Origin of the sequence: Streptomyces sp. MMG1533 (genome assembly GCF_001279775.1) — a bacterium.
Classification (GTDB): domain Bacteria; phylum Actinomycetota; class Actinomycetes; order Streptomycetales; family Streptomycetaceae; genus Streptomyces.
In genome coordinates this window covers 13,173-31,648 of the sequence record NZ_LGDG01000217.1, presented here as the reverse complement: position 1 = coordinate 31,648, position 18,476 = coordinate 13,173, and the positions used below count along the sequence as shown (strand labels likewise).

Below are 18,476 nucleotides of genomic sequence, written 5' to 3'. Positions count from 1 at the left end.
GTGAACTCCATGTGTCGGAACGGTGCATCCCGTGTACTTTCCGCCTTTCCGCGGGCCAGTTCGGCTCTCGGTGGGCTGTTGTTAACTTTTCGTTGATTCCTGGTTGGGCCGTACCTAGGAATTGCTTCCTAGCGTCTTCGTTGTGCCACCAAGTACAAGGAACACCCCGCGAATCGCCGTCCTCGCGGACTCGGACACCCGCTGGAAATGGGGTGCGCTGACCGCGGACCGCATCACGCCGGGCCCGTCCATGGAAACCGCATCGCGCGACGACGCGCAAGCAGGCCCCGCCCTGAGCGGATTCCTGCTGCGCGGCCGGGCCACGCCCACGCCCCGCCAGCTGGAGGAGGTGGGGGTGCGGGCCGACTCGCTGCGCGAGGTCACGGCCGTCGAGTTCCTGCGGGCGATGGCCGAGGAGGAGTACGACGTCGTCGTCATCGCCCTCGTCGGCGGCGGCGTCCAGGCGATGCTGCACGGGCTGGGGCGCGTGTGGGAGGGCAGGGAGAAGCGTCCCGTCGTCGTCACCGGCTATGTCGGTGTCGTCTACGAGAAGCTCGCCGACGGCCTCCTGCTGCGGCACGGAGCCGACCTCGTCCTCGCCAACTCCCGCCAGGACGCGGACCGTTTCCGCGCGGTGTACGAGGGGGTGGGCGCCGACGCCTCGTCGGTGACCGAGGTGGCGCTCCCGTTCCTCGGCGGAGACCCCTACACGGGGGAGCACGACCCGTACACGGTGGTCTTCGCGGCCCAGCCGTCCGTCCCGGACAGCCGCAAGGACCGTACCTACCTGCTGGAGCGGCTCGTTCGGCACGCGCGGATGTATCCCGACCGCGAGGTGCTGCTGAAGCTGCGCTCCAAGCCGGGCGAACACACCACGCACATCGAGGAGTTGCCCTACCAGAAGCTGGCGCAGCGGTCCGACCTGCCGCCCAACTTCCGTCTCGTGTACGGCCATATGGGCGAGGTTCTGGACCGCACCGACCTGCTGGTGACGGTCAGTTCGACGGCCGCCCTGGAATCGCTGCACCGCCGTATCCCCACCGTCGTGCTCACCGACCTCGGCATCCGCGAGGTCCTCGGCAACCACCACTTCGTCGGCTCCGGGTGCCTCGCCTCCTGGGACCAGCTCGACGCCGGTCACCGGCCGGCGCCCGACGAGGAGTGGGTGGCCCGGCAGGGCGTCGCGGCCGGGGGTTCTCCCTCCGGGGGAGGCTCGTACGCCCACGCCTTCGACGCGGCGAGGGAGCGGATCGCCAAGCTGCTGGCCGCGTCCGAGCTCCCCCCGCTCACCCCGTACTACACACCCGCGACCGCGCCCGGCTACCTGCCCGGCATCCTCGCCCGCCACCACCTCGGCCCGGACGGCAGCCCGCTGCCCGGCGCCCCCGCCGCCGACAGGGAGCCGGGCCCGGTCCGGCAGATCGTGCGCCGGGCGGCGCGCGGCGCCTACCGGCACGGGGTGCAGCGGGTCGCCCCCGTCATCCGGCGGATGGGTGAGCTGTGAGCCGCCCGACCCCACGTCAAGGAGCAGAACCCATGTCCAACCCGGAAGCGGGCCAAGGCGCTTCGGTGCGCCGGGTGCTCGCGGTGATCCCCGCGCGCGGCGGCTCCAAGGGCGTGCCCGCGAAGAACCTCGCCCCCGTCGGCGGTGTCCCGCTGGTGGCGCGGGCGGTGCGCGAGTGCCGTGCGACCCGGCTGGTGACGGACGTGGTCGTCTCCACGGACGACCAGGCCATCGCGGCCGCGGCCCGCCAGGCCGGCGCGGAGGTGGTGCTGCGGCCCGCCGCCATCGCCGGCGACCTGGCGACCTCGGAGGCCGCGGTCCTGCACGCCATGGACGCCCACGAGGCCCTGCACGGTGCGGCCGTCGACGTGGTGCTGCTCGTGCAGTGCACCAGCCCCTTCATCGCCCGCGAGGACGTCGAGGGCGTCGCGGCCGCCGTCGCCGAGAACGGCGCGGACACCGCGGTGACCGTGGCGCCGTTCCACGGGTTCATCTGGCGGGACGCCGACGACGAGGTCAACTCCGGTGAGGAGAGCGGCGGTTACGGCGTCAACCACGACAAGTCCTTCCGCCCCCGCCGTCAGGACCGCCCCCAGGACCTGCTGGAGACCGGCGCCGCCTACGCGATGGAGGCCCAGGGCTTCCGCAAGCACCGGCACCGCTTCTTCGGCCACACGGAGCTGGTCCGCACCGACCCGGCCCGGGTGCTGGAGATCGACGACCCGCACGACCTGGCCCGCGCCCGGGCCCTGGCCCCGCTCTTCGACGCGGACCGCCCCGGCGCCCTCCCGACCGCCGACGACATCGACGCGGTCGTCCTGGACTTCGACGGCACCCAGACCGACGACAGGGTGCTGATCGACGCCGATGGAAAGGAGTTCGTCTCCGTGCACCGCGGAGACGGCCTCGGCATCGCGGCCCTGCGCAACAGCGGCCTGAGCATGCTGATCCTCTCCACGGAGCAGAACGCGGTCGTCGCCGCCCGGGCCCGGAAGCTCAAGCTCCCGGTCCTGCACGGCATCGACCGCAAGGACCTCGCGCTGAAGCAGTGGTGCGAGGAGCAGGGCATCGCGCCTGAGCGCGTGCTCTACGTCGGCAACGACGTCAACGACCTCCCGTGCTTCGCCCTCGTGGGCTGGCCCGTGGCGGTCGCCAGCGCCCACGACGTCGTGCGCGGCGCCGCACGCGCGGTCACCACCGTCCCCGGTGGCGACGGCGCGATCCGAGAGATCGCCAGCTGGATCCTCGGCCCCTCTCTCGACTCCCTCAACAAGTAAGGACAGTTCCTGCCATGAGCACCAACTCCCGTCTGCGTCAGTTCGGTTCGAAGACCGCCGGCCCCGGTCACCCCGTCTACATCACCGGCGAGATCGGCATCAACCACAACGGTGAGCTGGAGAACGCCTTCAAGCTGATCGACGCCGCCGCCGAGGCCGGCTGCGACGCCGTCAAGTTCCAGAAGCGCACCCCCGAGATCTGCACCCCCCGCGACCAGTGGGACATCGAGCGCGACACCCCCTGGGGCCGGATGACGTACATCGACTACCGCCACCGCGTGGAGTTCGGCGAGGACGAGTACCGCCAGATCGACGAGTACTGCAAGAGCAAGAACATCGCCTGGTTCGCCTCCCCGTGGGACACCGAGGCCGTCGCCTTCCTGGAGAAGTTCGACGTCCCCGCCCACAAGGTGGCCTCCGCCTCCCTGACCGACGACGAGCTGCTGCGCGAGCTCCGCGCGACGGGCCGTACGGTCATCCTCTCCACCGGCATGTCGACCCCGAAGCAGATCCGCCACGCGGTCGAGGTCCTGGGCAGCGACAACATCCTGCTCTGCCACGCCACGTCGACCTACCCGGCGAAGGCCGAGGAGCTCAACCTGCGGGTCATCAACACCCTCCAGGGCGAGTACCCGAACGTCCCGATCGGCTACTCCGGCCACGAGACGGGCCTGCAGACCACCCTCGCCGCGGTCGCCCTCGGCGCCACCTTCGTCGAGCGCCACATCACCCTCGACCGCGCGATGTGGGGCTCCGACCAGGCCGCCTCCGTCGAGCCCCAGGGCCTCACGCGCCTGGTCCGCGACATCCGCACCATCGAGGCCTCTCTCGGTGACGGCGTCAAGAAGGTCTACGAGTCCGAGCTCGGCCCGATGAAGAAGCTGCGCCGCGTCAGCGGTGTCGTCGCCGAGGCGGAGATCGCGGCGGCGGCGGGCGAGCCCGTCTCGGTCTGAGCCCACACACACCCCCACAGAATCGGTTACGACGGGACGGTCGTACGTAGATGAGCCGCCGCGCCGGGTCCGCCGGCCCCCGCACTCTCGCCTTCGTGGAGAGTCCGGTACAGCTGCTGAACGTGCTGGAGTGGGCGCACGAGCACGCGCCCGGCGCGGGGTTCACCCTCGTCGTCCTGTCCCCGATCGACCCCATGACCCGCGGACAGCTGCGCCGCATGTCCGAGCTGGCCCGCGAGGAGGGCCACACGGTCCGCTGGGAGGAGGCGCGGGGCGGCCCCATGGCCCCGTTCCACACCATCGGCGGCCTGACCGGCATGCTCCGGCGGGCCGACCGGGTGGTCCTGGGCGACCCCTTCTCCCGCTACGTACAGCTGCTGCTGACGATCACCGGCGCCCACGACCTGGTCGTCGTCGACGACGGCACGGCGACCATGGAGTTCGTCGCCCAACTGGCCCAGGGCGAGCGCCTGGTGCGCTGGCACCGCAAGGGCGGCCGGCCCGGCCCCCGTGACCTGGTCTTCGCGCCGGTGTCCTCCGTGGCCCGGCGCCGGCTGACGCCGAGCGAGAAGCGCAGGGTGGAGATCTTCTCCTCCATGCCGATGCAGGAGCCCCCGGCCGGTGTCACGGTGACCGCCAACACCTTCGCCTGGACCCGCTCCCGTTTCGGCCCGCCCCGCATCACCAAGGGTGCCGACATGGTCGGCACCTCGCTGGTGGAGACCGGAGTCGTCGACGCCGACCGCTACCTGGAGGCCGTCCGCTCCCTGGCCAAGACCCACGGGGCGACCCGTTACTTCGCCCACCGCCGGGAAGCCACGGAGAAACTCCACCGGCTGGCCGTGGAGACGGGACTGGAGATCGTCCGTCCCGACCTGCCCCTCGAGCTCATCGCGCGCCGGGGCCCGGTCGGCCGTACGATCCTCAGCTTCCCGTCGACCGTCGTCCACACCCTCCCGCTCGCCCTCGTCGGCACGGACGTACGCGTCGCGGTCTGCGACATCGACCCCGAGTGGCTCACCCAGCACGCCTCGCCGCGCGCACAGGGCTTCCTGTCGGGGGTGACGGGGTCGGCCCGGGACGTGACCCGGCTGTCGGCGGTCACGGCGGTGTGACGGTCCTTACGCCGGCTTCCTCGCCAGCAGGAAGGCCCGCGGGCGCTGCTCCTCCTCGTACGGCTCACGCAGCATCCGGGCCTGGAGACGCAGGCCCGCCTTGGTGAGGTGGTCGGCCACCGTCCCGGGCGTACGCCAGTAGTAGTCGAGCGAGATCTCCCGGCCGAACCGCTCCGCCAGGTGCAGCCGCTCCTCCTCGTCCCCGGACTGGAAGACGAGCAGGACGTGTCCGCCGGGCACCAGGACGCGGTGGAACTCGGCGAACGCCGTCGGCAGGTGCTCGTCGGGCACGTGGATGATCGAGTACAGGGCGATGATCCCGCCCAGCGTCCCGTCCGGCAGGTCCAGGGATGTGAGAGAGCCCACGTGGAAGCGCAGGTCGGGGTGGGCCCGGCGGGCCAGCTCCACCATCCGCGGCGAGAGGTCGACCCCGAACGCGGGCAGGCCCATGGCGTGCAGCCGGGCGGTGACGTACCCGGTGCCGCTGCCGAGGTCGGCGACGGGGGCCGTCCCGTTGCCGCGCACCAGCTCGGCGAAGGCGGTGACCTGGGCGCGGTCCAGCGGTCTGTCGGCGAGCCCGTCGCCGGGGAAGCGCTCGGCGAAGGCGTCGGCGATCTTGTCGTACGAGGTGCGGGTGGCCTCTATGAACCCCGGATCCTGTGCACTCACGCTGCCGCACGATAGCCGTCCTCCCGTACCGGTGCCGGGCAGTTCACCGGGGCTGCACTAGGAGTTTCCGGGCCGCCCTCGGCACGCCGGGTCAGGAGTCCCCGGCCCTCCAGGTGAAGCCGCCCAACGGACCCGGCGGGGGCTCGGCGGGCGTGGAGTCCGCGGCCGCGTCCCGCGCCCGTTCCCTCCTTCGGCGGAACAGCCACACCGTCGTCGACAGCAGCCAGCCCAGCAGGATCATCAGGGCGAGCAGGGCCAGGGCCAGGCCCACCGTGCCGAGCAGGCCGAGTTTCGCCAGCAGCCAGGGGATCTGGTCCTCGCCGCAGCCGCAGGCCTGCCCGGGAGCCGTCGCCAGGGTGGTCGTCATGGGTGCAGGGTGCCCGCGCGGTGCGTTGCGTGTACGCAGCGTCGCGCAACCGTCGTCCGATGGTGATGATTCCGGGATTTCGGCCCGCTTCCCTGCCGACACGGTCCCGAAAGATGAACAGATCGGCCTCTTCTTCGCCCGGCGTGGTATCCGTGGAGAGAGGGGTGGTGCTCTACGGAAGCCCACCCGGCCGAAAATTCGGCCGAGTGTACCCACCCCGAACGGTACATATGCGTCCGGCGATCAGATTTTCTTCCCTCTCACGGGTTGATCTTTTGTTGATCGAGGGTCAGTTGACCGTCCGGGCGTCCTACCCTTCAGAGGGTGAAGCAATTGACGTCCCTAGAGTCCGAGGCCGATCCTGCCGGGGAAGCCCTGCTTCCCGGTGTGCTGCCCGAGGCGCTCCGTGCCGAACTCGTCGCCTTCCGCCGCGACCTGCACATGCACCCCGAGCTCGGCAACCAGGAGTTCCGCACCACCGCGGCGATCAAGGAGCGGCTCGAGAGGGCCGGCCTGAAGCCGCGTGTGCTCGCCGTCGGCACCGGGCTTGTCTGTGACATCGGCGAGTGGGACGAGGGGCGGCCCATGCTCGCCCTGCGCGCCGACATCGACGGGCTGCCCATCCCGGACACGAAGGCCGAGTGCCCGTACCGCTCCACCGTGCCCGACCGCGCGCACGCCTGCGGTCACGACGTGCACACCACCGTGGTGCTGGGCGCCGGGCTCGTCCTCGCCGACCTGCACCGGCAGGGGCGGCTGCCCCGGCCCGTGCGGCTGATCTTCCAGCCCGCCGAGGAGGTGCTGCCCGGCGGCGCCGCCGACGCCATCGACTGCGGGGTGCTCGAAGGTGTCGGGCGGATGATCGCCGTGCACTGCGACCCGCGCGTCGACGCCGGACGGATCGGGCTGCGGCAGGGCGCCATCACCTCCGCCTGCGACCGGCTGGAGATCTCCCTCGACGGGCCCGGTGGCCACACCGCACGGCCCCATCTGACGACCGACCTCGTGACGGCCGCCGCCCGCGTCGTCACCGACGTGCCCGCACTCGTCGCCCGCCGCGTCGACACCCGTGCCGGGCTCGCCGTGACCTGGGGCCGGATCGAGTCGGGCCACGCCCCGAACGTGATCCCGCAGCACGCCGAGCTCTCCGGGACCGTGCGGTGCCTGGACATCGACGCGTGGCGGCAGGCGCCCGACATCGTGGTCGCCGCGATCGACGAGGTCGCCAACCTGCACCGCGCCAAGTCGGAGATCAACTACGTGCGCGGAGTCCCGCCGGTCGTCAACGACCCCGACGTCACCGAGCTGGTCCGGGACGCCATGATCGCCCGCCGGGGCGTCGACTCGGTCGAGAGCACCGAGCAGAGCCTGGGCGGCGAGGACTTCTCCTGGTACCTCCAGCACGTCCCCGGCGCCATGGCCCGCCTCGGCGTCCGCACCCCCGGCGAGCGCACGGTGCGCGACCTCCACCAGGGCGACTTCGACGCCGACGAGTCGGCGATCACGGTGGGCGTGGAACTGTTCACCGCCGCCGCACTGATGGACGGCGCCATCTAGCCCCTCTCCCCGGAAGCCCCGTTCAGGTTGCGGCCCGGGCGGGGCGGAGGGAATCTGGGCGCGTGGCGCTCAAACAGGTGCGTCATCACGCTGAAGGCACCCCGGAGACACAGAGAGTCACGGGACTTGAGGGTGCGGTGTCCCAAGGCACCCCATTCGATCCGGTGGTTCACAGGGACGTAACCGGCCATCGGCACGAATGGATAACGGCCACACGAAACCCCGTTCCCAGGAGTGTCTACGCGCGTTACTCTGCGCCGAACTCAGCACCCACTGCGGGGCTTTGGAGAATGGGGAACTTCGAGATGCGTCGGATATCCAAACTGACCCGTGTCGCGGTGGGGGTCGCGTCGCTCGCGCTCGCCGCATCCGCCTGTGGCGGCACCAGCACTGACGAGGGCGGCAGCGACAGCGAGACCACGAGCGACCTCGGTCTCGCCATCGCGTACGACATCGGCGGCAAGGGCGACCAGTCCTTCAACGACGCCGCGTTCTCCGGTCTGGAGAAGGCGCAGAAGGAGTTCGGCTACAAGACCGCCGACGTCGAGCCCACCGAGGGCGAGACCGACGCCGACAAGCAGCAGCGTCTGGAGTCGCTGGCCAAGCAGGGGTACAACCCGGTCATCGGCATCGGATTCGTCTACGGCCCCGCCATGGAGGCCGCGGCCGCGAAGTACCCGAAGACCACCTTCGGCATCGTCGACTCCGTGGTCGAGGCCAAGAACGTCGCGTCCCTCGTCTTCGCCGAGGAGCAGGCCTCCTACCTCGCCGGTGTCGCCGCGGCCAAGGCCACCAAGACCAACACCGTCGGTTTCGTGGGCGGCGTGGACATCCCGCTGATCCACAAGTTCGAGGCCGGCTACAAGCAGGGCGTCACGGACACCAACTCCAAGGTCAAGGTCATCTCGCAGTACCTGACGCAGACCGCGGAGGAGGGCGGCTTCTCCAGCCCCGACAAGGGCAAGGCCGCCGCCGAGGGCCAGATCGAGAAGAAGGCCGACGTTCTCTACGCGGCTGCCGGTCTGTCCGGGCAGGGCGTGATCGAGGCCGCCGCCAAGGCGAAGGTCTGGGCGATCGGTGTCGACTCCGACCAGTACAAGCAGGCGGCCCTGGCGTCGTACAAGGGCTCCATCCTCACCTCCGCCCTCAAGGACGTCGGCGGCGCGGTGTACGCCCTGGCCAAGTCCGTCAAGGACGGCAAGCCGCTGACCGGCACCCAGACCTTCGACCTGAAGGTGAACGGCGTCGGCCTGTCCGAGAGCAACCCGGAGTTCGCGAAGATCGCGGGCCTCTCCGACGCGGTGGCCAAGGCCAAGGAAGAGATCAACAACGGCACCATCAAGGTCAAGACCGAGTAGTTCCGCGTAGTTCCGCCCGAACGGGCGAACGCGGTCGGATCGGTGTGAAGCGGGCGTGGACTCCTGAGTCCCCGCCCGCTTCGGCGTGTCGCGTACAGGTCACCCACCGCCACCCTCCGTTTGCGGGCGGCAATCCTGTGAGTCAGGGGCCGGGTGCGTTGGGCACGGCCGGATAACAAGGTGGACAGAAGGGGTTTTCAGGCAGGTCTACGCGCGTTAATCTGCGGCGAAGCCAGCGCCGAAGCCGAACCGTCCGACGCTGGGCGACCCCGGGGAAGCGGACGCCGAGAGCACGCACCGAACGACGCGGGAACGCACCCGCACTTCCCCGGACCCGCTATACGACAGGAGCACCACACATGCGCCGGATTTCCCGGATCACGGTCGCAGGCGCAGCGACCGCCTCTCTGGCCCTCGCCCTCTCCGCCTGTGGCGGCACCTCGACCTCGAGCTCGAGCTCGTCCTCGGAGTCGAAGGGCGACAAGGGTCTGGCCATCGCGTACGACGTCGGCGGCAAGGGCGACCAGTCCTTCAACGACGCGGCGTACGCGGGCCTGGAGGAGGCGAAGAAGGAGTTCTCCTATCAGACCGCGGACCTCGAGCCCACCGAGGGCGAGACCGACGCCGACAAGCAGCAGCGTCTCGAGTCGCTGGCCAAGCAGGGGTACGACCCGGTCATAGGCATCGGCTACGCGTACGCGCCGGCCGTCAAGGAGGCCGCGGCCAAGTTCCCGGACACCACCTTCGGCATCGTGGACGACTCCACGGTCGAGGCGAACAACGTGGCGGACCTGGTCTTCTCCGAGGAGGAGGCCTCGTACCTCGCCGGTGTCGCCGCGGCCAAGAGCACCAAGACGAACGTCGTGGGCTTCGTGGGCGGTGTGGACATCCCGCTGATCCACAAGTTCCAGGCGGGCTTCGCGCAGGGCGTCAAGGACACCGACTCCAAGGTCAAGGTCATCTCGCAGTACCTGACGCAGACCGCGGACGAGGGCGGCTTCTCCAGCCCCGACAAGGGCAAGACGGCCGCCGAGGGCCAGATAGAGAAGAAGGCCGACGTCGTCTACGCGGCCGCCGGTCTGTCCGGCCAGGGCGTGATCGAGGCCGCCGCAGCCAACAAGATCTGGGCGATCGGCGTCGACTCCGACCAGTACAAGCAGGAAGCCCTCGCGAAGTACAAGGACTCCATCCTGACCTCGGCGATGAAGGACGTAGCCAAGGCGGTGTACAACCTGGCGAAGTCGGTCGAGGACGGCAAGCCCGGGACCGGTATCGTCAGGGGCGATCTGAAGACCGGCGAGGTCGGCCTGTCGAACTCCAACCCGAAGTTCGCGGACAACACCGAGCTGCAGGACGCCATCAAGACGGCCAAGGAGAAGATCATCAGCGGCGAGATCAAGGTCAAGAGCAGCTGAACAGCAACACCCTGAGCAGCGTGTAACCGCGGGGTTACGTCCGCTCAACGGGGTACGGGGAGGCTGTCTCCCCGTACCCCGTTGTCACGGACGTCGGGCCCCTTTCGATGCCGTAGGGGCGCTACGCGCGTAGACGACCCCCGTCCCCAGGAGAGTGCGCCATCAACGCGTCCAGCAGCCCTCCGGCCGACGCGGCGGTCAACGGTCAAGTGACCGCCGTCGAACTCGCCGGGATCACCAAGCGTTTCCCGGGCGTCGTGGCCAACCACGACATCCATCTCACCGTCCGCAAGGGCACCGTCCACGGACTCGTCGGTGAGAACGGCGCCGGCAAGTCGACGCTGATGAAGATCCTCTACGGCATGCAGAAGCCGGACGAGGGCACCATCGCGATCGAGGGCCGGCAGGTCGCCTTCTCGTCGCCGGCCGACGCCATCGCCCGCGGCATCGGCATGGTCCACCAGCACTTCATGCTGGCCGACAATCTCACGGTGCTCGAGAACGTGGTGCTGGGCAGCGAGAAGCTGTACGGCATCGGCGGCAAGGCCCGCCGCAAGATCAAGGAGCTCTCCGAGCGCTACGGCCTGGGCGTGCGCCCCGACGTCCTGGTCGAGGAACTCGGTGTCGCCGCCCGCCAGCGCGTGGAGATCCTCAAGGTCCTCTACCGCGGCGCCCGCACGCTGATCCTGGACGAGCCGACTGCCGTACTCGTGCCGCAGGAGGTGGACGCGCTCTTCGACAACCTCCGCGAGCTCAAGTCCGAGGGCCTGGCGGTCATCTTCATCTCCCACAAGCTGGGCGAGGTCCTCTCCGTCGCCGACGAGATCACCGTCATCCGCCGCGGCACGACCGTCGGCACCGCGATCCCCTCCGAGACCAGCCCGCGCCAGCTCGCCGAGATGATGGTCGGCAGCGAGCTGCCCACCCCGGAGACCGCCGAGTCCACGGTCACCGACCGCCCGGTCATCACCGTCGACAAGCTGCGCCTGGAGGCGTTCGGCGGCAAGGCCCTCCTCGACGACATCAGCTTCACCATCCACGCGGGCGAGATCCTGGGCATCGCCGGCGTCGAGGGCAACGGCCAGACCGAACTGGTCGACGCGCTCATCGGCCTCAAGGGCGCCGACTCCGGCACGATCACGCTGATCGACGAGGAGATGACCGCCTGGCCCACCCGCAAGCGCCGCGAGCACGGCATCGGCTACATCCCCGAGGACCGCCACCGCCACGGCCTGCTCCTGGAGGCCCCCCTCTGGGAGAACCGCATCCTCGGCCATGTCACCGAGAAGCCCAACGCCAAGGGCGTCTGGCTGGACCCGAAGGCCGCCCAGCAGGACACCCGCCGGATCGTCGCGGACTACGACGTCCGCACCCCCGGCATCGACGTGACCGCCGCCTCCCTGTCCGGCGGCAACCAGCAGAAGCTGATCGTCGGCCGCGAGATGAGCCACAAGCCGCGCTTCCTGATCGCCGCCCATCCCACCCGCGGTGTGGACGTCGGCGCGCAGGCCGCGATCTGGGACCACATCCGCGAGGCCCGCCGCGAGGGCCTGGCCGTACTGCTGATCTCCGCCGACCTCGACGAGCTGATCGGCCTGTCCGACACCCTCCGCGTGATCTACAACGGCAAGCTGGTCGCCGACGCCGACCCGGCCACCATCACCCCGGAGGAGCTCGGCTCGGCCATGACCGGTGCCGTCACCGGTCACCTCGAACACGAAGAGACCCCCGAGACCCCGGCAGAGACCCCCGAGACCCCGGCAGAGACCCCCGAGGACCCGGCAGACACCCCCGAGACTCCCGACCTCCGTAAGTCTCCCGAGTCTCCGGAAGACGAGGCCCGCTGATGAAGAAGTTCGACAAGGAGCGCGTGCTCCTCGCGGTGGCCGGACCGGTCATCGCGCTCGCCGTGGCCTTCGTGCTGAGCGCGATCGTGCTGATCGCCTCCGGCAAGAACCCGGTAGAGCCCTTCTCGATCATGTTCGAGCAGGCCTCGTTCTCCGACGTCCAGGTCCGCATCATCAACCAGGCGTCGATGTACTACATCGCGGCCCTCGCGGTGGCCATCGGCTTCCGGATGAACCTGTTCAACATCGGCGTCGACGGCCAGTACCAGCTCGCCGCCATGATGGCCGCGATCGTCGGCGCCCACGCGAACCTGCCGGCCGTCCTGCAGATCCCGCTGCTGCTCCTCACCGCGATCCTCACCGGCGCCTTCTGGTCCGGCATCGCCGGTGTCCTCAAGGTCACCCGCGGAGTCAGCGAGGTCGTCGCGACGATCATGCTCAACGCGATCGCGGTCTCCGTGATCGCCTACCTGTGGCTTCCGAACGTCTTCGGCGTCAAGGTCGGCAACAACAACACCACCGGCGAGATGCACGAGTCGGGCTGGGTGCCCGGCATCGACATGGGCGCGGCCGGCGAGATCTACGGCCTGGTGGTCCTCGCCGCGCTGCTCGGCATCGGCTACTGGGTCGTCCTCAACCGCACCCGGTTCGGCTTCGACCTGCGTGCCTCCGGCGCCTCGGAGTCCGCGGCGGCGGCCAGCGGTGTCGACCCCAAGCGCATGGTGCTGACCGCGATGCTGATCTCCGGCGGTCTCGCGGGTCTCGCGGGCCTGCCGATCCTGCTCGGCGACTCGCACACCTACAACCTCAACTTCCCCACCGGCATCGGCTTCCTCGGCATCGGCATCGCCCTGCTCGGCCGTAACAACCCCACCGGTATCGCCTTCGCGGCCCTGCTGTGGGCCTGGCTCGACAAGGCCTCGCCCGAGCTGGACTTCCACGACTACGACAAGGAGATCGCGGTCATCATGCAGGGCCTGATCGTGCTCTCGGTCGTCGTCTCCTACGAGGCCGTACGCGAGTGGGGCCTGCGCCGCCAGCAGCGCCAGGTCGGCGCGGAGCTGGCCGCCGGAAACGTCCTCGGCGCCGCCGACAACAACGTCAAGAAGGAGGTGGCGGGCCGATGACCACCGTGACCGACCTCAACCAGCCCACGCTGCAGCCCGCGGCGCCGACAGGGCGCCGGATGTCGTGGCCCGTCCTGCTGCTGGTCATCGCCGGCGCCCTGGCGCTGACCTCGATCGTCCGCATCATCACCGGCGCCGACGGCATCACCAACGTCAGCCAGATGTCCACCGCGCTCCAACTCGCCGTCCCCATCGGCCTCGCCGGCCTCGGTGGTCTGTGGGCCGAACGCGCGGGCGTCGTCAACATCGGCCTCGAGGGCATGATGATCCTCGGCACCTGGTTCGGTGCCTGGGCCGGCTTCCAGTGGGGCCCGTGGACGGGCGTCCTGGTCGGCATCCTCGGCGGCGCGATCGGCGGTCTGCTGCACGCGATCGTCACCGTCTCCTTCAACGTCAACCACATCGTCTCCGGTGTGGCCATCAACATCCTCGCCCTGGGCGCCACCCGCTACCTCGCCCCGCTCGCCTTCGAGGGCCACACGGGCGGCTCGGCAAAGCAGTCCCCGCCGGTGGACTCCCTCGGCAACTTCACGGTGCCGGGACTGTCGGACGCGCTGACCGACCTCAACGCCAAGGGCTGGTTCTTCATCTCCGACGTCGCCGGCCTGCTCGGCGGTCTGATCACCAACGTGTCCTGGCTGACCCTGGTCGCCGTCGCGCTGATCCCCGGCACCTGGTGGATCCTGTGGCGCACCGCGTTCGGCCTGCGGCTGCGGTCCTGCGGCGAGAACCCGGTCGCGGCCGAGTCGCTCGGCGTGAACGTCTACAAGTACAAGTACCTCGCCGTGATCATCTCCGGCGGTCTGGCCGGGCTCGGCGGTGCCTTCCTCTCCATCGTCGCCAACCCCTTCTACCTGGAGGGCCAGACCAGCGGCCGCGGCTACATCGGTCTCGCCGCGATGATCTTCGGCAACTGGATGCCGGGCGGACTCGCCATCGGCGCGGGCCTGTTCGGCTACACCGACAGCCTCAACCTGCGCGGCGGTTCCGAGAACGTGCACGCCCTGCTGCTGCTCGGCGCGATGCTGCTGATCATCGGCGCGATCTGGGCGGCGGTCCGCAAGAAGTGGATCCAGGCGGCGATCACCCTCGTCGTCGGCGGCCTGGTGCTCGCCTGGTATCTGGGCACCAACGAGGTCCCGAACCAGGTCGTCTCGGCCACGCCGTACGTCATCACGCTCGTCGTTCTCGCCCTGTCGGCCCAGCGCCTCAGGATGCCGAAGGCGGACGGCATGCCGTACCGGAAGGGACAGGGCACGTGACCGACGTCGACTGGGAGAAGCTGCGTGCGGTGGCGCGGGACGCCATGTCGCGGGCGTACGCCCCGTACTCGGGCTACCCGGTCGGCGTGGCGGCCCTGGTCGACGACGGGCGTACGGTCTCCGGCTGCAACGTCGAGAACGCCTCCTACGGCCTCGGCCTGTGCGCCGAGTGCGGACTGGTGTCGGAGCTGCAGAACACGGGCGGCGGTCGTCTCACGCACTTCACCTGCGTGGACGGCAGGGGCGAGATCCTCGTCCCGTGCGGCCGCTGTCGCCAACTGCTGTACGAGTTCGGCGGCCCCGACCTGATCCTGGAGACCCCGGCGGGCATCGTGCCGCTGTCCCAGATGCTGCCGCAGGCCTTCGGGCCGGGGCATCTCGCCAAGTAACTCCCGTGCGGCCCCTTTGAGTTGCTCGCTTCGGGCCACTCGGGGGGCCGCGCCGTTTCTGAATGCTTTTCGGAAGGAAGGCCAAGCCATGGCCATGGACGTCATCTCCGTCATCCGCACCAAGCGGGACCGCGGTGAGCTCAGCGACGCGCAGATCGACTGGGTCATCGACGCGTACACCCGCGGGGAGGTCGCCGACGAGCAGATGTCCGCGCTCGCGATGGCCATCCTGCTCAACGGCATGAACCGCCGGGAGATCGCCCGCTGGACGGCCGCGATGATCGCCTCGGGCGAGCGCATGGACTTCTCGTCCCTGTCCCGCCCCACGGCGGACAAGCACTCGACGGGCGGCGTCGGCGACAAGATCACGCTGCCCCTGGCCCCGCTCGTGGCGGCCTGCGGCGCAGCCGTACCCCAGCTGTCGGGCCGCGGCCTCGGCCACACCGGCGGCACGCTGGACAAACTGGAGTCGATCCCGGGCTGGCGGGCGCTGCTCTCGAACGAGGAGATGCTGTCCGTACTCGACGGGACGGGCGCGGTGATCTGCGCGGCGGGCGACGGCCTGGCCCCGGCGGACAAGAAGCTGTACGCCCTGCGTGACGTGACCGGCACGGTCGAGGCGATCCCGCTGATCGCCTCCTCGATCATGTCGAAGAAGATCGCCGAGGGCACGGGTTCCCTGGTCCTGGACGTGAAGGTCGGCACCGGCGCCTTCATGAAGACGATCGAGGACGCCCGGGAGCTGGCCTCCACGATGGTGGGCCTGGGCACGGACCACGGCGTGAAGACGGTCGCGCTGCTCACCGACATGTCCACGCCCCTGGGCCTGACGGCGGGCAACGCCCTGGAGGTCCGCGAGTCGGTGGAGGTCCTGGCGGGCGGCGGCCCCGCGGACGTGGTGGAGCTGACGCTGGCCCTGGCCCGCGAGATGCTCGACGCGGCCGGCGTGAAGGACGCCGACCCGGCCAAGGCGTTGGCCGACGGCTCCGCCATGGATGTCTGGCGCCGCATGATCGCGGCCCAGGGCGGCGACCCGGACGCGGAGCTGCCGGTGGCGCGCGAGCAGCACGTGATCAAGGCCCCGTCCTCGGGTGTCCTGACCCGCCTCGACGCCTACGACATCGGCGTCGCCGCCTGGCGCCTGGGCGCCGGCCGCGCCCGCAAGGAGGACCCCGTGCAGGCGGGCGCGGGCGTGGAGATGCATGCCAAGCCCGGCGACACGGTGACGGAGGGCCAGCCCCTGCTGACCCTCTACACGGACACGCCCGAGCGCTTCGAGTACGCCCTCGAGTCGGTGGAGGGTTCGTACGACATCGCGGCGGCGGGGACGGCCTTCACTGCGTCGCCGGTGGTGCTGGAGCGGATTGCCTGACGCGAGGGAGGGGGCCGGGGCCGGGTGGCCGGGAGGGTGGCCCGAGTCGCTGCGACCCGGGGCTGTCGAAGGCCCCGGCCCTCTCGGCCCTGTTCCGGTTCAGCCGAGCAGAGCAGCGACGACCACGAGCACCGGCACCGACAGCACCGTCGACACCATGATCGAGTCCCGCGCCAGCCGCTCACCCACGCCATGACTGGACGCGTACGTGTACAGGTTCTGCGCCGCCGGGAGCGCCGACGTCACGACCAGGTCGAGCAGCCGATGGGAGACAGGCAAGCGCACGCCCCGTGAATGGCTGACGTCCCTCGCTTGTAGCACTCGGTGTGCCCACGGAAGCTCTCAGGGAGGCTCAGAAGCCCACTGAGCCGCCTTTGCCTGCACTCATCGCCGAGCCGCGTTCACCGATCAGCGGCCAGCACTGCCGCGAGGCCCTCTTGCAGATCTTTGACGAAATACTCGGGAACCTCCAGCGACGGGAAATGTCCCCCGATTTCGGGCGACCTCCATCGGACGATCTGTCGGTACCGCTCCCGTGCCCAGGGGCGCGGACACTTCTCGATGTCGCGGGGATACATACTGATTGCTGACGGGACGTCGACCCGAAGTTCGGGGTCCAGCGAGTTGTGGCTTTCGTAGTAGATGCGGGCCGACGATGCGCCGGTCCGCGTCAGCCAATACAGGGTGACGTCGTCAAGAACCCTGTCTATGGAAATCATCTCGAACGGGCTGTCTTCGGTGTCCGACCACTCGGCGAACTTGTCAAGGATCCAGGCAAGAAGCCCGACGGGTGAGTCGACGAGCGAGTAGCCGATGGTCTGCGGTCGGGTCGCCTGCTGCTTCGCGTACGCCGCGCGGTGGCGCCAGAAATCGCGGGTTTCCTCGGTCCACTTGCGCTCGGCCGCCGTCAGCCCGTCCGTTGTCAACCCGGGCGGCGCCTCCGCGAACAAGGTGTGGATGCCGAGAACGTGCGCCGGGAACCTGCCGCCGAGAACCGTGGTGATATTCCCTCCCCAGTCGCCGCCGTGGGCTGCGAACTTGCTGTAGCCGAGCCTTCCCATCAGTTCCACCCACGCGGCCGCGATCTTTTCGGTGCCCCACCCGGTGGTGGCCGGCTTGTCGCTGTAACCAAAGCCCGGTAGCGACGGGACCACGACGTGGAACGCCGGCGCGTCTGCATCCTTCGGATCTGCCAGCTCGTCCACCACATCGATGAACTCGGCAATGCTGCCTGGCCAGCCGTGCGTCAAGATCAGAGGAGTGGCGTCTGCGCGCGCGGATCGACGGTGCAGGAAGTGGATTCCCAGATCATCAATGGTCGTGCGGAACTGGCCGATCCCGTTGAGGCGCTCTTCGAACGACCGCCAGTTGTACCCGGTGCGCCAGTAGTTCACGACATCGACGAGGTCGGCGAGAGGAACGCCCTGTTCCCATCGGCGAGGGTCGGGCGCGGCGCGATAGACCGTCTCAGCCTCCGGTAGTCGCGCCGCGGCCAGTCGCGCGCGCAGATCGTCGAGGTCGGCGTCGGTTGCGTGGGCTTCGAATGCTTGCACCTCGCTGGTTGGACGGGGCATGAGACCTCCTGACCGTCGTGGAACCGGCTGCGAACCATCGCGAACCGGCTAAGACGGTTCTACCGTGCCTTCCTGTCGACGTGCAACCAGCTAAGGTGGTTCCATGCGTGCTGGGTTCCCTGACTTCCGCCTCGGTACCGTGCTGGCGACCAGCTTCACGGGGACTCTGTCGGAGCGTCATGGCAACGCTGTGGAGCGCATTCCCACGCCGCACCGACTCATCGACTGGCTGGCAGTGAACGGCCTCGCCGTGGACTCCTGCACCACTGCCCAGCTCGACCTCGCTCGGGAACTGAGGGAGTCGATTCATGCCGCCGCGACAGCGGCCGCGATCCAGGACGCTCTCCCCGCGTCTGCTGTCCAAGTCATCAATGACTGCAGCGCTCAGGGGCGGGCCGCGGCGATCCTGACGCCCGAGGGTAAGCGGCGATGGCGGCTCAACTCGGCTTCCTGCGTGGAAGATGCCCTCAGCGTGATCGCCGCCGACGCGATCAGCATCATCGCGGGCGAACGAGACGGAAAATTGGCCTTGTGCGCATCACCAACCTGCCAAGCCGCCTTCTTCGACACCAGCCAAAGTCGCACCCGCAAATGGTGTGACATGAACACGTGTGGGAATCGTCAGAAGAAAGCGCGCTTCAATGCCAACCAGCGCAAAAACCCCAGATCAGCGGAGTGATCGTTACCTCG

16 protein-coding genes and 1 pseudogene are annotated in these 18,476 nt (G+C 69.5%); 13 read left to right on the top strand and 4 right to left on the bottom strand.

Translation table 11 applies throughout. The features are described 5' to 3' along the window. Nucleotides 1–142 precede the first annotated feature (142 nt). From ADK57_RS23645 to ADK57_RS23630, 4 genes are read left to right on the top strand one after another with little or no spacing between them, the layout of a single operon-like run. The gene (locus ADK57_RS23645) at nucleotides 143–1,504 is read left to right on the top strand and encodes a DUF6716 putative glycosyltransferase (RefSeq protein ID WP_053751535.1); all 1,362 of its coding nucleotides are present in this window, start codon (nucleotides 143–145) and stop codon (nucleotides 1,502–1,504) included. A gap of 32 nt (nucleotides 1,505–1,536) precedes the next feature. Further along, nucleotides 1,537–2,781 carry an acylneuraminate cytidylyltransferase gene (locus tag ADK57_RS23640; protein ID WP_053751534.1) on the top strand — a complete coding sequence of 415 codons (1,245 nt, stop codon included), beginning with the start codon at nucleotides 1,537–1,539 and terminating at the stop codon, nucleotides 2,779–2,781. A 14-nt stretch (nucleotides 2,782–2,795) separates the two neighbouring features. Further along, a complete protein-coding gene (locus ADK57_RS23635) occupies nucleotides 2,796–3,734 on the top strand; it encodes an N-acetylneuraminate synthase family protein (RefSeq protein WP_053751533.1) in 939 nt (312 codons plus the stop codon). Nucleotides 3,735–3,784: 50 nt separating this feature from the next. After that, entirely contained in the window at nucleotides 3,785–4,849 is a 1,065-nt protein-coding gene (locus tag ADK57_RS23630; protein ID WP_053751532.1) for a hypothetical protein, read from the top strand. A 6-nt stretch (nucleotides 4,850–4,855) separates the two neighbouring features. On the opposite strand, the gene ADK57_RS23625 is transcribed toward ADK57_RS23630, so the two are convergent. Together ADK57_RS23625 and ADK57_RS23620 are read right to left on the bottom strand one after the other, a co-directional pair. Further along, on the bottom strand, nucleotides 4,856–5,518 hold the full coding sequence (locus tag ADK57_RS23625) for a class I SAM-dependent DNA methyltransferase (RefSeq protein WP_053751531.1): 663 nt from the start codon (nucleotides 5,516–5,518) through the stop codon (nucleotides 4,856–4,858). A 91-nt stretch (nucleotides 5,519–5,609) separates the two neighbouring features. Then, nucleotides 5,610–5,885 (bottom strand): hypothetical protein, encoded by a 276-nt coding sequence (locus ADK57_RS23620; protein ID WP_053751530.1) that lies wholly within the window; start codon nucleotides 5,883–5,885, stop codon nucleotides 5,610–5,612. 324 nt (nucleotides 5,886–6,209) lie between these two features. Here ADK57_RS23620 and ADK57_RS23615 point away from each other — a divergent pair, with 324 nt between their 5' ends. The 8 genes from ADK57_RS23615 to ADK57_RS23580 all read left to right on the top strand — a co-directional run bounded on the left by ADK57_RS23615 (nucleotide 6,210) and on the right by ADK57_RS23580 (nucleotide 16,212). Next, nucleotides 6,210–7,442 carry a M20 family metallopeptidase gene (locus ADK57_RS23615; protein WP_053751529.1) on the top strand — a complete coding sequence of 411 codons (1,233 nt, stop codon included), beginning with the start codon at nucleotides 6,210–6,212 and terminating at the stop codon, nucleotides 7,440–7,442. Nucleotides 7,443–7,747: 305 nt separating this feature from the next. Next, the gene (locus ADK57_RS23610; RefSeq protein WP_159050132.1) at nucleotides 7,748–8,800 is read left to right on the top strand and encodes a BMP family lipoprotein; all 1,053 of its coding nucleotides are present in this window, start codon (nucleotides 7,748–7,750) and stop codon (nucleotides 8,798–8,800) included. Nucleotides 8,801–9,159: 359 nt separating this feature from the next. Then, nucleotides 9,160–10,215, top strand: a complete 1,056-nt coding sequence (locus tag ADK57_RS23605) for a BMP family lipoprotein (protein ID WP_053751527.1) — start codon at nucleotides 9,160–9,162, stop codon at nucleotides 10,213–10,215. 209 nt (nucleotides 10,216–10,424) lie between these two features. Beyond that, complete coding sequence (locus ADK57_RS23600; RefSeq protein ID WP_053751526.1) at nucleotides 10,425–12,062, top strand: ABC transporter ATP-binding protein; 1,638 nt, start codon at nucleotides 10,425–10,427, stop codon at nucleotides 12,060–12,062. Continuing rightward, on the top strand, nucleotides 12,062–13,189 hold the full coding sequence (locus ADK57_RS23595) for an ABC transporter permease (RefSeq protein WP_053751525.1): 1,128 nt from the start codon (nucleotides 12,062–12,064) through the stop codon (nucleotides 13,187–13,189). The genes ADK57_RS23600 and ADK57_RS23595 overlap by 1 nt, the downstream gene beginning before the upstream one ends. After that, the gene (locus ADK57_RS23590) at nucleotides 13,186–14,451 is read left to right on the top strand and encodes an ABC transporter permease (protein ID WP_053751524.1); all 1,266 of its coding nucleotides are present in this window, start codon (nucleotides 13,186–13,188) and stop codon (nucleotides 14,449–14,451) included. Before ADK57_RS23595 ends, ADK57_RS23590 begins: the two co-directional genes overlap by 4 nt. After that, a complete protein-coding gene (locus ADK57_RS23585; protein WP_053751523.1) occupies nucleotides 14,448–14,840 on the top strand; it encodes a cytidine deaminase in 393 nt (130 codons plus the stop codon). Before ADK57_RS23590 ends, ADK57_RS23585 begins: the two co-directional genes overlap by 4 nt. A gap of 94 nt (nucleotides 14,841–14,934) precedes the next feature. Continuing rightward, nucleotides 14,935–16,212 (top strand): thymidine phosphorylase, encoded by a 1,278-nt coding sequence (locus ADK57_RS23580; protein WP_199830668.1) that lies wholly within the window; start codon nucleotides 14,935–14,937, stop codon nucleotides 16,210–16,212. Nucleotides 16,213–16,311: 99 nt separating this feature from the next. Here ADK57_RS23580 and ADK57_RS23575 read toward each other — a convergent pair. Together ADK57_RS23575 and ADK57_RS23570 are read right to left on the bottom strand one after the other, a co-directional pair. Further along, a pseudogene (locus tag ADK57_RS23575) lies at nucleotides 16,312–16,476 on the bottom strand (AEC family transporter); the annotation flags it as partial. Between the two features lie 137 nt (nucleotides 16,477–16,613). Beyond that, nucleotides 16,614–17,786 carry an epoxide hydrolase family protein gene (locus ADK57_RS23570; protein ID WP_053751520.1) on the bottom strand — a complete coding sequence of 391 codons (1,173 nt, stop codon included), beginning with the start codon at nucleotides 17,784–17,786 and terminating at the stop codon, nucleotides 16,614–16,616. A 103-nt stretch (nucleotides 17,787–17,889) separates the two neighbouring features. Between ADK57_RS23570 and ADK57_RS23565 the strand changes: the two genes are divergently transcribed. After that, nucleotides 17,890–18,465 (top strand): CGNR zinc finger domain-containing protein, encoded by a 576-nt coding sequence (locus tag ADK57_RS23565; RefSeq protein WP_053751519.1) that lies wholly within the window; start codon nucleotides 17,890–17,892, stop codon nucleotides 18,463–18,465. Nucleotides 18,466–18,476: the final 11 nt, after the last annotated feature.